Origin of the sequence: Streptomyces sp. CHD11 (assembly GCF_018638295.1) — a bacterium.
Classification (GTDB): Bacteria; Actinomycetota; Actinomycetes; order Streptomycetales; family Streptomycetaceae; genus Streptomyces.
The window spans coordinates 64,727-77,128 of record NZ_JABTTS010000002.1 but is presented as its reverse complement, the minus strand read 5'-3'; the positions used below and the strand labels follow the sequence as shown (position 1 = coordinate 77,128).

12 protein-coding genes are annotated in these 12,402 nt (G+C 72.3%); 7 read left to right on the top strand and 5 right to left on the bottom strand.

Annotated elements, in window-relative coordinates:
• Nucleotides 1-80 precede the first annotated feature (80 nt).
• The 6 genes from HTV45_RS02050 to HTV45_RS02025 all read left to right on the top strand — a co-directional run bounded on the left by HTV45_RS02050 (nt 81) and on the right by HTV45_RS02025 (nt 5,508).
• The gene (locus HTV45_RS02050) at nt 81-881 is read left to right on the top strand and encodes a TraR/DksA C4-type zinc finger protein (RefSeq protein WP_215203834.1); all 801 of its coding nucleotides are present in this window, start codon (nt 81-83) and stop codon (nt 879-881) included.
• 65 nt (nt 882-946) lie between these two features.
• Nucleotides 947-1,561: a signal peptidase II gene (lspA, locus tag HTV45_RS02045; RefSeq protein ID WP_215203833.1), complete on the top strand. Its 615-nt coding sequence runs from the start codon at nt 947-949 to the stop codon at nt 1,559-1,561.
• A 70-nt stretch (nt 1,562-1,631) separates the two neighbouring features.
• The gene (locus HTV45_RS02040) at nt 1,632-2,576 is read left to right on the top strand and encodes an RluA family pseudouridine synthase (protein ID WP_215203832.1); all 945 of its coding nucleotides are present in this window, start codon (nt 1,632-1,634) and stop codon (nt 2,574-2,576) included.
• Nucleotides 2,573-3,040 carry a GNAT family N-acetyltransferase gene (locus tag HTV45_RS02035; RefSeq protein ID WP_215203831.1) on the top strand — a complete coding sequence of 156 codons (468 nt, stop codon included), beginning with the start codon at nt 2,573-2,575 and terminating at the stop codon, nt 3,038-3,040. The genes HTV45_RS02040 and HTV45_RS02035 overlap by 4 nt, the downstream gene beginning before the upstream one ends.
• 88 nt (nt 3,041-3,128) lie before the next feature.
• Nucleotides 3,129-4,715, top strand: a complete 1,587-nt coding sequence (locus HTV45_RS02030) for a Na+/H+ antiporter (RefSeq protein ID WP_215203830.1) — start codon at nt 3,129-3,131, stop codon at nt 4,713-4,715.
• Nucleotides 4,716-4,767: 52 nt separating this feature from the next.
• Nucleotides 4,768-5,508, top strand: coding sequence for an SDR family NAD(P)-dependent oxidoreductase (locus tag HTV45_RS02025; RefSeq protein WP_215203829.1), 741 nt, complete (start codon nt 4,768-4,770; stop codon nt 5,506-5,508).
• 9 nt (nt 5,509-5,517) lie between these two features.
• Here HTV45_RS02025 and HTV45_RS02020 read toward each other — a convergent pair whose 3' ends face one another.
• Nucleotides 5,518-6,642, bottom strand: coding sequence for a mechanosensitive ion channel family protein (locus tag HTV45_RS02020; protein ID WP_215203828.1), 1,125 nt, complete (start codon nt 6,640-6,642; stop codon nt 5,518-5,520).
• Between the two features lie 118 nt (nt 6,643-6,760).
• Between HTV45_RS02020 and HTV45_RS02015 the strand changes: the two genes are divergently transcribed.
• Entirely contained in the window at nt 6,761-7,336 is a 576-nt protein-coding gene (locus HTV45_RS02015) for a dienelactone hydrolase family protein (RefSeq protein ID WP_215203827.1), read from the top strand.
• Nucleotides 7,337-7,358: 22 nt separating this feature from the next.
• On the opposite strand, the gene HTV45_RS02010 is transcribed toward HTV45_RS02015, so the two are convergent.
• The 4 genes from HTV45_RS02010 to HTV45_RS01995 form a co-directional block, all read right to left on the bottom strand.
• Nucleotides 7,359-9,041, bottom strand: a complete 1,683-nt coding sequence (locus HTV45_RS02010) for an alkaline phosphatase (protein ID WP_215203826.1) — start codon at nt 9,039-9,041, stop codon at nt 7,359-7,361.
• 93 nt (nt 9,042-9,134) lie between these two features.
• Nucleotides 9,135-9,983: a thioredoxin domain-containing protein gene (locus HTV45_RS02005; RefSeq protein WP_215203825.1), complete on the bottom strand. Its 849-nt coding sequence runs from the start codon at nt 9,981-9,983 to the stop codon at nt 9,135-9,137.
• A 94-nt stretch (nt 9,984-10,077) separates the two neighbouring features.
• Nucleotides 10,078-10,788 (bottom strand): hypothetical protein, encoded by a 711-nt coding sequence (locus HTV45_RS02000; RefSeq protein ID WP_215203824.1) that lies wholly within the window; start codon nt 10,786-10,788, stop codon nt 10,078-10,080.
• Nucleotides 10,789-10,856: 68 nt separating this feature from the next.
• Complete coding sequence (locus tag HTV45_RS01995) at nt 10,857-12,206, bottom strand: DUF2252 domain-containing protein (RefSeq protein WP_215203823.1); 1,350 nt, start codon at nt 12,204-12,206, stop codon at nt 10,857-10,859.
• Nucleotides 12,207-12,402: the final 196 nt, after the last annotated feature.

Sequence of the window (12,402 nt, the reverse complement as noted above, 5' to 3'; positions counted from 1 at the left end):
CGTTGCCGCGGGACTCGAGTCGATTTATCGTCCCAGCACGATTCGCGCGCAAGATCACTATATGTGAAGGGGGCGCGGCCATGGTGGCGAAGAGGACCGCGCGGGACACGGCGCAGACGGACCCGGCGGTGCGGCCGAGCGCGCGGGAGACCCCACCGGCCGGGAAGGCCGCGGGCCGCGAGCGGTCGCGCTCCGCCTCCGCGAAGGCCGCCGTGCGGGGAGCGGCCGGCGGGGTGACGTTGACAGGGCAGAAGGCGGCCGGGGAGGAGACCCCCGCCGAGGCGGGGGCGCAGCGCGAGGGCGCTGTCCGGACCAGTGGGTCCACTCAGGATGTGGCCGGGCACAGCGCGGCCGATGACGCGGGCGCGGCCGAGGCCGCGGCGCAGACGGGAGTGACGACAGTGGGTGCGAAGAAGACCCCTGGCCCGGCGGCCACGGCGGCGACGACCGCCGTACCCAAGGCCCGGATCGGCGTGGTGGAGCCGGGCGAGCTCGCGGTGCGTCCCGGCGAGGATCCCTGGACGGCGCAAGAGGCCGAGGACGCGCGGGCCGAGCTGATGTCCGAGGTGCTGCGGCTGCGCGAGGAGATCGGCAACTCCGAGCAGGCTCTGGCCGGTCTGATGCGGGACTCCGGTGACGGCGCGGGCGACGACGACGCCGACACCGGCACCAAGAACATCACCCGCGAACACGAACTCGCGCTCGCGGCCAACGCGCGCGAGATGCTCAGCCAGTTCGAACGGGCCCTCCAGCGTCTCGACGCGGGCACCTACGGGCTGTGCGAGAACTGCGGCAACCCGATCGGGAAGGCCCGTGTGCAGGCCTTCCCCAGGGCCACCCTCTGCGTGGAGTGCAAGCAGAAGCAGGAGCGCCGGTACTGATCGGCGGCCGTGCGGACCGTGCCGTACCCTCGTCCTCAGTCAAGGACCTAGGCTGAGGGACTCACGTGGCAGAGGCGGAGCGCATCATCGGTACGCCGGACACCCCGGGCGCTGACCGGGACGGTCAGGACCGGGACGAGCAGGAGGGGACCGGCACCGACGGGACGGCGGCGGCGCGGACCGGGCAGCCCCGCGGCAAGCGGCGGGTCGCCGTGCTGTTCGCCGTCGCCGCCGTCGCCTACGCCCTCGATCTGATCAGCAAGATGATCGTGGTCGCCAAGCTGGAGCACCACGAACCGATCGAGATCATCGGGGACTGGCTGAGGTTCGAGGCGATCCGCAACGCGGGCGCGGCCTTCGGCCTCGGCGAGGCCTTCACCATCATCTTCACGGTGATCGCGGCAGTCGTGATCGTCGTGATCGTCCGCCTCGCCCGCAAGCTCTACAGCCTGCCCTGGGCGATCGCGCTCGGCCTGCTCCTCGGCGGCGCCCTCGGCAACCTCACCGACCGGATCTTCCGCTCACCGGGCGTCTTCGAGGGCGCGGTCGTCGACTTCATCGCGCCCAAGCACTTCGCCGTGTTCAACCTGGCGGACTCGGCGATCGTGTGCGGCGGCATCCTGATCGTGCTGCTGTCCTTCCGGGGCCTGGACCCGGACGGCACCGTCCACAAGGACTGAACCGTCCGCAAGGACTGGGGGTCCGGCACTCTCGTACGGGAGTGCCGGACCCGTCCGGCATACTCGACGGGTGAGCACGATTCCCGAGATCCGAACCCTGCCCGTACCCGACGGCCTGGAGGGCGAGCGCGTCGACGCCGCCATCTCCCGCATGTTCGGCTTCTCCCGCACCAAGGCGGCCGAGCTCGCGACGGCCGGAAAGGTCACGGTCGACGGATCGGTGGTCGGCAAGTCCGAGCGGGTCAGTGGCGGGGCCTGGCTCGAGGTGGAGATGCCGGGGGCCCCCGCGCCGGTGCGGGTCGTCGCCGAGCCGGTCGAGGGCATGGAGATCGTGCACGACGACGACGACGTGGTCGTGATCGTCAAGCCGGTCGGTGTCGCCGCGCACCCCTCGCCGGGCTGGACCGGCCCGACGGTGATCGGCGGCCTCGCCGCCGCCGGGTACCGCATCTCGACCTCCGGCGCCGCCGAGCGCCAGGGCATCGTGCACCGCCTCGACGTCGGCACCTCCGGCCTGATGGTCGTCGCCAAGTCCGAGTACGCGTACACGTCGCTGAAGCGCCAGTTCAAGGAGCGCACGGTCGACAAGCGCTACCACACGCTCGTCCAGGGCCACCCCGACCCGACCAGCGGCACCATCGACGCCCCCATCGGCCGCCACCCGCAGCACGACTACAAGTGGGCGGTCACCGCCGAGGGCAAGGCCTCCGTCACGCACTACGACCTCATCGAGGCCTTCCGCGCCGCCTCCCTGCTCGACGTCAAGCTGGAGACCGGCCGCACCCACCAGATCCGCGTCCACATGGCCGCCCACCGGCACCCCTGTGTCGGCGACCTGACCTACGGCGCCGACCCCACGCTCGCCAAGCGGCTCCGCCTGACCCGCCAGTGGCTGCACGCCGTACGGCTGGGCTTCGAGCACCCCGGCGACGGGCAGTGGGCGGAGTTCTCCTGCGACTACCCGGACGACCTGCAGCAGGCGCTGGACCAGGTCCGCGAGGAAACCTACGCATGAGCGGCCGCTACGTCGTCCGCGTGGCGCGGGAGCCCGATGACCGCGAGGCATGCTTCGCGGTGCGCAAGGACGTCTTCGTCGCCGAACAGGGCGTGCCCGAGGACATCGAGTACGACGCCCACGACGCCGGCGCCGTGCATGTGCTGGCGGTCGCGGAGGACGGCACCCCGCTCGGCACCGGACGCCTGCTGTACGGCGCGGCCGCCGCGGGGAAGAACGGCGGTGACCCGGCCGTCGGCTCCCTGGGCCGGCTCGCGGTGACCCGCCGGGCGCGCGGCCGCGGCGTCGGAGCGGCCCTGGTGCGGGCCATCGAGGAGGCGGCCCGCGACCAGGGGATCCGCGCCGTCGACCTGCACGCGCAGACCCACGCCCTGCGTTTCTACGAGCGGCTGGGGTACGAGGCGTACGGACCCGAGTTCCCGGACGCCGGTATGCCGCACCGGGCGATGCGGCGCGCGCTGTAGCCCTGGTCCACGAACGCGCTGGTGGGGCGGCCGCATGGCAGGCTGGGACGTCCGCTGACCGATCGTCGAGGCCCCGGGAGCACTGACCGTGGACCAGTTGGCCCTGCTGTTCGCCCTGCTGCTCGGCGCCGTGGTGAGCGTTCCCGTGGGGGAGCGGCTGAGGCTGCCGGCGCCGGTGCTGATGACGGTGTTCGGGATCGTCCTGGCGGTGCTGGAGTTCGTGCCGAACGTCGACGTCCCGCCGGAACTGATCCTGCCGCTGCTGCTGCCGCCCCTGCTCTACGCCGCCGTCCGCCGTACCTCCTGGCGGCAGTTCGCGGCGAACGTCCGGCCGATCCTCCTGCTGGCCGTGGCCCTGGTCTTCGTCACCACCCTGTGCGTGGCCGTCGTCGCCCACGCGATCGTGCCGGGGCTGCCGCTGGCCGCCGCCGTCGCCCTGGGCGCGCTGGTCGCGCCCCCCGACCCCATCGCGGCGACCGCCGTCGCCGGGAAGCTCGGGCTGCCCCGCCGGCTGGTGTCGATCCTGGAGGGGGAGGGGCTCTTCAACGACGTCACGGCCATCGTGCTCTACCACGTGGCGATCGCCGCCGCCGTGAGCGGTACCTTCTCGCCCTGGCAGGCCGGTCTCGACCTGGTGCTGTCGGCGGTGGTCGCGATCGCGGTCGGGCTCGCCCTCGGCTGGTGCGCCAACAAGGTGATGGGACTGCTCGGCGACCCGACCCTGCAGGTCGCCCTGACCCTGCTGGTGCCGTTCGCCTCCTACACCCTGGCCGAGGAACTGCACGGCTCGGGCGTCCTCGGGGTGCTCGTCACCGCGCTGTTCCTGATGGAGTACGCCACCGACGCCGACGACGTCACGGCCCGGCTCGCCGGACACACCTTCTGGGACATCGTGGACACCCTCGTCACCGGTGTCGCCTTCGGACTGGTCGGCCTCGAACTGCACAACGCGGTCGGCAGCGCGGCCGGACACTGGGGCGAGCTGCTCACCTGGGCGGGGGCGGTCGTCGGCGTGGTCGTCCTGGTCCGGCTGGCGTGGCTGCTGCCGGCGACCTGGCTGACCAAGCGGCTGCACACCGCCCGGGACGTCGGCGAGGAGATCCCGGTGAGCTGGCGCGAGACCGTGGTGATGTGGTGGTCGGGGATGCGCGGGGTGGCGTCCGTCGCGCTGGCCCTCGCCATTCCGCTGGAGACCGACGGCGGCGGCGACTTCCCCGCGCGGGGCGAGATCGTCTTCATCGCGTTCGGTGTGGTGCTGGCGACGCTGCTGGTCCAGGGCCTGACCCTGCCGTGGCTGGTGAACCGGCTGGGGGTACGGGGCGACAGCGAGCGCGAGAAGGAGTTCGAGCGGCAGCTGGCCCTCCGGGCGGCGAAGGCGGCGAAGCGGAGACTGCGGGAGATCGAGCAGGCCGAGGAGCTGCCGGACGAGCTGTCCGAGCAGATGCTGCGCAGGTCGTTCGACATCGGGGTGCGGATCAGCCCCGACCTCGCGGACGACGAGCGGCGGGAGGCGTACCGGCAGCGGGCACTGCGGCTGAAGCGGGTGCGGCGGGTCGAGGGCGAGATGCTGAGCGCCGCCCGGCACGAGGTGCTGACGGCACGCGGCGAACAGGGCGCCGACCCCGAGGTGGTGGACCGGGTGCTGCGCCGGCTGGACGTGCGCAGTCTGCGGTGAGCGCGCCGCGGGGTTGCCGGCACCGGCGGTCTTCTGTCCGTAGGGTCTGGGCATGACGCGCAACATTGTGATCAGCGGGGGCGGTACCGGGATCGGGCTGGCCGCCGCGCGGGTGTTCGCCGCCGACGGGGACCGGGTGCTGCTGCTCGGACGGCGCGGGGACGTCCTGGAACGGGCGGCGGTGCCGGGCGCCCTGACCTACGCGGCCGACCTGACCGACCCGGAGTCCGTGCGGGGCGTGGCGGGTTTCGTGGGACGCGAGTTCGGCGCGGTGGACGTCCTGATCCACTCCGCCGGGGGCAGCGGGCTGCTGGAGCCCCCGGTCGGCGGCGACGATCCGCTCGACACGGCGGCCCGGGAATGGACCGTCACCTTCCGGCTCAACGTGCTCACCGCCGTCCTCCTCACGGAAGCCCTGAGGGACCGGCTCGCCGAACCCGGCGGGCGGGTCCTCTTCCTCAGCTCCATCGCCGCCTACCGGGGCTCGGGACGGGTGTCGTACGCGGCGGCCAAGGCGTCGCTGCACCCGTACGCCCATGCCCTGGCCCGGCAGCTGGGCCCGCACGGCATCACCGTGAACGTGGTCGCGCCCGGCTACGTCGAGGACACCGGGTTCTTCGGCGACGGCCTGGACGAGGAGCGGCGGGCCCGGCTGATCGCCGAGACGTCGGACAGGCGCACAGGAAGGCCCGGGGACGTCGCGGCGACCCTGCACTGGCTCGCCTCCCCGGGCGCCGGGCACATCACCTCACAGATCATCCAGGTCAACGGGGGAGCCGAACGCGGTCACTGAGGGGTGGGCTCAGTGCTCCCTCGCATGCTGGTGCACCCGCCGGGCCGCCGGTACGCCCGGCGTCCCGTCGGGGGAGCGGTGGCCGCCCCGGCCGGGCGGCAGCACCGCGTCGGCCGCGTTGACCCGGGGCAGGGCGTAGGGGTGCTCGGCGGTCAGCCAGCGGATCATCTGCTCCCGGACGGTGACCCGCACGGTCCAGATGTCGTCCGCGTCCTTGGCCGTCGCCAGGGCCCGCACCTCCATGGTGCTCGGGGTGCTGTCCGTCACGGTCAGGTTGTAGGCGCGGCCGTCCCAGGCCGGGCACTCCCGGAGGATGTCGCGGAGCCTGTCGCGCATCGCGTCCAGCGGGGCGGAGTGGTCGAGGTGCCAGAAGACGGTGCCGGTCATCTGGGGTGTTCCGCGCGACCAGTTCTCGAACGGCTTGGACGTGAAATACGACACCGGCATGGTGATCCGGCGCTCGTCCCAGGTGCGCACGGTCAGGAAGGTCAGCGTGATCTCCTCGACGGTGCCCCACTCGCCGTCCACGATCACCGTGTCGCCGATGCGGACCATGTCGCCGAAGGCGATCTGCAGCCCGGCGAACATGTTGCCCAGCGTGGACTGCGCTGCCACACCGGCGACGATGCCGAGGATTCCCGCCGAGGCCAGCAGCGAGGCCCCCGCCGCCTGCATCGCCGGGAAGGTCAGCAGCATGGCGGCCACGGCCACCACACCGACGACCGCCGTGACCACCCGCTGGATCAGCGTCACCTGGGTGCGCACCCGGCGGACCCGGGCGGGGTCGCGCTCACGATGGGCGCTGGCGTAGCGCGCGTACGACGTCTCCACGACCGCGAGCGCGACCCGGACGGCCAGCCAGGCGGCCGACCCGATCAGCACCAGTGACAGGACCCTGCCGATGCCCACCTCGTGGTCCGGGAAGACCCGGGCCTCCTCGTAGGAGCCTCTGAGCAGCGCCGCGCAGATCACCAGCTGGTACGGGACGCGGGCCCGGCGCAGCAGGCCCCACAGCGGAGTCTCGGGGTGGCGTTCGTCGGCCTTGCGCAGCAGCAGGTCGGTGGCCCAGCCGAGCAGCAGCGTGAGCACGACCGAGCTGCCGACCACGATCGATGGGCGGAGCACGTCATCCATGCCCCCGAACCTAACCGGCTCCGCGCCCGCACGAACCCGCATGACCATGTGACTTCCGCACCAACGCGGGCAGTGCCGGGGTCCGGGGGCGTCACACCCTGCTGGCACCATGGGCCGCATGAACATCATGCTCTTTCACTCGGTCTACGGTCCGAGGCCCGCGGTGGCCGCGGCCGCCGGCCGGCTGCGCGCGGCCGGACACGAGGTGTGGACACCGGACCTGTTCGACGGCCGTACGTTCGACTCGGTCGAGGAGGGTGTGGCGTACACGGAGGAGACCGGCAAGGACGAACTGCTGAAGCGGGCCGTGCTGGCGGCGGCGCCCTACTCGGAGCGCGGGCTGGTGTACGCGGGCTTCTCCTTCGGCGCGTCCGTCGCCCAGACGCTGGCCCTCGGCGACGACAAGGCGCGCGGGCTGCTGCTCCTGCACGGCACGTCGGACATCGCGGAGAACGCCGCGGTGGACGGGCTGCCGGTGCAGCTGCATGTGGCCGAGCCCGACCCGTTCGAGACCGACGACTGGCTCACCGCCTGGTATCTGCGGATGGGCCGGACCGGCGCCGACGTCGAGGTGTACCGATACGCGGGCGCCGGCCACCTCTACACCGACCCCGGTCTGCCGGACCACGACGGGGAGGCCGCCGAGACCACCTGGCGGGTGGCTCTCGGCTTCCTCGAGTCGCTGGAGAGCTGACCGGACCGGCGGTCCGGACGGATCAGACCGGGTCGTGTGCGCGCTCGGCCTTCTGCGTGCCGCTGCGGGTGCGGTAGGAGCGGGCCCACCGCGACGTGGCGTCCGCCTCCGTGCGGCCGGAGAGCACGTAGTAGTCCATCTGCGCCCGCTCGGCGGTGATGTCCAGCACACCGTAGCCGTGGCGGTCGGTGTCGACCCAGTGGACGTGCCGGTTGGCGGCCCGGATCAGCGGGGCGGCGAGCGCGGTGACGGTGCCCTCGGGAACCTTGACGATGTCGTCGAGGTTGTCGGAGCTGACCGAGGTGACGACGAACTCCGTGGCGGCCGACGCGGACAGCGGATAGGTACCGGCGTTCACCGGCACGTCGTTGGCCCACGCCATGTGGATGTCGCCGGTGAGGAAGACCGTGTTGCGGATCGCGTTCGCCCGCAGGTGGGCGAGGAGCTCACGGCGGTCGTCGGTGTAGCCGTCCCACTGGTCGGTGTTGAACGCGAGCCCCTCCTGCGGCAGGCCCAGCAGCTTCGTGAGCGGCTTCAGCAGGCTCGCGGGCAGGGAACCCACGGAGAACGGCGAGATCATCACCGAGGTGCCGACCAGCCGCCAGGTGGTGTCGGACGCCGTCAGGCCCGCCTTCAGCCAGTCCAGCTGGGCGCGCCCGGTGAGGGTGCGGTCCGGGTCGTCGACGTCGCCGTCGCCGGTGGAGACCTGCTGGGAGCGGAACGAGCGCAGGTCCAGCAGGGACAGGTCGGCGAGCCGGCCGAAGCGCAGCCGGCGGTAGGTGGTGCCGGCCAGCGCGGGCCGCACCGGCATCCACTCGAAGTAGGCCTGCTTGGCGGCGGCCTGGCGCGCGGCCCAGCTGCCCTCCGCGCCCTCGGTGTGATTTTCGGCGCCGCCCGACCAGGTGTCGTTGGCGATCTCGTGGTCGTCCCAGATGGCGATGACGGGTGCCTCGGCGTGCAGGGCCTGGAGGTCGGGGTCGGTCTTGTAGTGCGCGTGCCGGACGCGGTAGTCGGCGAGGGTGACGGTCTCGTGGGCGGGCGCGTGCGGCCGGACGACGGTGCCGCGGGTGCCGTACTCGCCGGTGGCGTACTCGTAGATGTAGTCACCGAGGTGCAGCCAGGCGTCCAGGTCGCCCCGGGCCGCGAGATGGCGGTACGCCGAGAAGCGCCCCGCCTCCCAGTTGGAGCAGGAGACCACACCGAAGCGCAGCCCGGTCACCGCGGCGTCGGCGGCCGGGGCGGTGCGGGTGCGGGCGGCGGGGGAGCCGGCGCCGCCGGAGGAGAAGCGGAACCAGTAGTCGGTGGCGGGCCGCAGGCCGCGGATGTCCGCCTTGACGGTGTGGTCCGAGGCGGCGGTGGCGAGGGTGGATCCCCGCGCGACGACGTCGCTGAACGCCTTGTCCCGGGCGACGGTCCAGCTCACCTCGGTGTCGGGGCCGAGCCCCGAGCCGGGTATCGCCTCGGGCACGGGCGTCACCCGGGTCCACAGCAGGACCCCGTCCGGCAGCGGATCGCCGGAGGCGACGCCGTGCAGGAAGGCGGGGGTCTGCCGTTCGGCCCGGGCGGGCAGGGCGGCGGCGAGCGGTCCGGCCAGCGCCGCGGTGGCGGCGGCCGCCTTGACGACCGTACGGCGGCGCGGGGAGAGGGAGCTGACGTCCGCGGTGGCGGGGAGGGTGCTCTCGGATGATCTGTGTCGACTGGTCACAGCCGAACAGGCTACTGACAGGTACACGCAAGAGCGGGCGAACTTCCGGAAGTTCGCCCGCTCTTCGGCGTGCCGTCAGCCGGCCCGCCCGGATCAGCCCTTCAGCGCCTTCTCGATGGCGGTCTTGAAGTCGTCCGGGGTCATGGGCGCGTTCTGGCCGCCCGGGGCGGTGACCTTCTTGCCGTCCATGACGAGGCTCGGCGTGCCGTTCACCTCGTCCTCGTTGGTGTCGAAGGTGTGGGACATCGCCAGCGCCCAGGCGTCGAACGTGCCCTTCGTGACCGCGTCCTGGAACTTCTTGTTGTTCTTCAGGGCGTCGGTCGAGTCGCCTATCTCGATGAGGTAGTCGTCGTCCTTGAACTTGTCCTGCGACTCCTCGGGGTGGAACTCGGCCGAGTAGAGCGCCTCCTTGAACTCCAGGAACGCCTCCGGGCTCACGTTCAGCGCGGCGCCCAGGGCGCTCATCGCGTTCTTGGAGCCCTCGCCGTTGGAGCCGACCTTCATCTGGTCGCCGTCCCCGGTGTCACCGTCGAGGAACGTGCCGCCGATGAACTGGATCTTGTACTTGCCGGCCTCGTAGTCGCTCAGCAGGGTCGGGCCCACCGACTGCTCGAACGAGGCGCAGATCGGGCAGCGCGGGTCCTCGTACAGCTTCAGGGTCTTCTTCGCGCTCTCCTTGCCGATCACGACGGTCGTGCCGTTCTCGCCCGAGGTGTTCGCGGGGGCGACGATCTTCTGGTCCAGGGCCGCGTCCCACGCCCCGGGCTTGTTCGCCTGGACGACGGCGTAGCCGATGCCGCCGGCGGCGGCGAGGACACCGACGACCGACAGGGCGACCACGGCCTGCCGCTTGACCTTCGCCTTCTTCGCCTCGCGCTCGCGCTCCTGGCGCAGACGCTCTCGGGCCGCCGTCTTCGCCGCCTGGCTGTTCCGCTTGCTCATGGTGATGTCTCCACGGGGGACGCACACGTGCGTGTGCGGGATACGTATGGGGGGACTGCTGGTGCTCGGGGGTGGCCGCCGGGGCGGGATCGCCTCAGGCGAGAGCCGCGGAGCACGGCGGCCCGCGCCGTCCCAGGGAGTGCGCGAGGAGCAGGGTCCGGGCGACGGCGGCGGGGCGGACCGGACGGACCGGACGGAGCACGTCCGGAGCGCGCCGCACGGTCACCGCGGCGACCGCCAGCAGCAGCGGCCGGACCGCCGTCGAGGCCGTCGCCGCCACGGCGCTCAGCAACTGCGCCAGCGCCCGCTCGCCGCGGCGCAGCCAGGCGGCGGCGAACAGACCGACCCCGACGTGCGCGCCGAGCAGCATCCAGGCCGTGGCCGGGTCGGCCTGGGCGAGCAGAACCGTCATCCGGTCGCCGCCCCCGGCGCCGTGCCCGGCGACCCGGGCCAGCGGCGCGCCCACACTGGTGCCGTCGCCGCACAGCACGTCGAAGCCGACGGAGCGCAGCGGGCCCGCCACGGGACCGCCCATCCGGCCGTAGCAGACGTGCTGGCCGGTGGTGAAGACCGTGTCGGCGGCCAGCTCCAGGGGGATCAGCAGGGCGGCGATCCGGCCGAAGGAACGCTCCCGTCCCGCCAGGGCGTACGCCAGGAGGAACACGGCGGCGGCGACCGCGGCCACCGTGTTCAACGGCAGCGGAGCCCCGGACAGCAGCACGTGCGACGCGGTGCTGAGTGTCACGACGACTGCCGTGAACAGCGCCGCGCGGACGGCTCTGAGCTGGGTTCCGGATATGTCCATGGCGGGACCGAGTGTGTCACGTGCTCCGGTAAGGGATCCCTAAAAGGATCCTGTGGACGGGCGGATCGTTAGAGTCCCGGAATCCTGCCGTTGCGGAACAGGTCCAGGAAGGTCTGGTGGTCGGCGCGCGCCCGGGCGCCGTAGTCGTGGGCGAAGTCGACCAGGAGGGGGACCAGGGCGTCCTCGTCGGCGGCGATCGCGGCGTCGATGGCGCGCTCGGTGGAGAACGGCACCAGGGACTCACCGGAGGTGTCGTCCGCCGCCGCGTGCATGGCCGCCGTGGCCCGGCCGAGGTCGGCGGCGACCAGGGCGATCTCCTCCGGGTCGTCGATGTCGCCCCAGTCCAGGTCCACCGCGTACGGCGAGACCTCGGCGACCAGCTGTCCGGAGCCGTCCAGCTCGGTCCAGCCCAGCCACGGGTCGGCGTGCGCCTGCAGGGCACGCTGGGAGATCACGGTGCGGTGCCCTTCGTGCCGGAAGTACTCCCGGACGGCCGGATCGGTGACGTGCCGAGACACCGCGGGGGTCTGGGCCTGCTTGATGTAGATCACCACGTCGTTCTCCAGGGCGTCGCTGTGGCCCTCCAGCAGGATGTTGTACGAGGGCAGCCCGGCGGAGCCGATGCCGATGCCGCGGCGGCCCACGACGTCCTTCACCCGGTAGGAGTCCGGGCGGGCCAGCGAGGCGTCCGGCAGGGTCTCCAGATAGCCGTCGAAGGCCGCGAGTACCTTGTAGCGGGTGGCGGCGTCCAGCTCGACCGCGCCGCCGCCGGGCGCGAAGCGGCGCTCGAAGTCGCGGATCTCGGTCATCGAGTCCAGCAGCCCGAAGCGCGTCAGCGAGCGGGCGTCGCGCAGCGCGTCCAGCAGCGGCCCCTGGGCGGTGTCCAGGGTGAAGGGCGGCACTTCGTCGCTCTTCGCCCCGGTGGCCAGCGCGTGGATCCGCTCCCGGTAGGAGACCGTGTAGATGGTCACCAGCTCGGTGATCTGCTCGTCGCTGAGCGCCTTCGCGTAGCCGATCAGCGCCATGGAGGCGGCGAAGCGCTTGAGGTCCCAGGTGAAGGGGCCGACGTAGGCCTCGTCGAAGTCGTTGACGTTGAAGACCAGGCGGCCGTTGGAGTCCATGTACGTGCCGAAGTTCTCCGCGTGGAGATCGCCGTGGATCCACACGCGCGAGGTGCGCTCGTCCAGGAACGGTCCGCTGTGCGTCCTCCCGCCACCCCGTCCGGCGTTCTCCGCGTCCAGATCGTGGTAGAAGAGGCTCGCCGTCCCGCGGTAGAAGGCGAACGCCGAGGCGGCCATCTTCCGGAACTTCACCCGGAACGCGGCCGGGTCGGCGGCCAGGAGTTCGCCGAAGGCGGTGTCGAGGACGGCGAGGATCTCCTCACCGCGGTGCTCGTCGTTGAGCTGCGGGACCGACATCGCGTTGTGCCTCCAGGTGCGGGATGTTTCGGGACGGCTGGTCCGTCCCCTGCCTAACGTGTGACACGTCACCGAAAGTGCCCGCGCCACCGCCCGAAGGTACGCCGGGACGGGCCCCGGGTGTCAGTGCCGGGGCATAGACTTCGACGCTGACCACCGGACCGCCCCGTCCACCGGCTGCCCTCCCGCCGCCCGA

Coding starts and splice junctions, on each gene's coding strand:
- HTV45_RS02050 (WP_215203834.1), top strand. CDS start 81: ATGGTGGCGAAGAGGACCGCGCGGGACACGGCGCAGACGGACCCGGCG.
- HTV45_RS02035 (WP_215203831.1), top strand. CDS start 2,573: ATGAGCGGCCGCTACGTCGTCCGCGTGGCGCGGGAGCCCGATGACCGC.
- HTV45_RS02015 (WP_215203827.1), top strand. CDS start 6,761: ATGAACATCATGCTCTTTCACTCGGTCTACGGTCCGAGGCCCGCGGTG.
- HTV45_RS02000 (WP_215203824.1), bottom strand. CDS start 10,788: ATGGACATATCCGGAACCCAGCTCAGAGCCGTCCGCGCGGCGCTGTTC.
- HTV45_RS02005 (WP_215203825.1), bottom strand. CDS start 9,983: ATGAGCAAGCGGAACAGCCAGGCGGCGAAGACGGCGGCCCGAGAGCGT.
- HTV45_RS02025 (WP_215203829.1), top strand. CDS start 4,768: ATGACGCGCAACATTGTGATCAGCGGGGGCGGTACCGGGATCGGGCTG.
- HTV45_RS02020 (WP_215203828.1), bottom strand. CDS start 6,642: ATGGATGACGTGCTCCGCCCATCGATCGTGGTCGGCAGCTCGGTCGTG.
- HTV45_RS01995 (WP_215203823.1), bottom strand. CDS start 12,206: ATGTCGGTCCCGCAGCTCAACGACGAGCACCGCGGTGAGGAGATCCTC.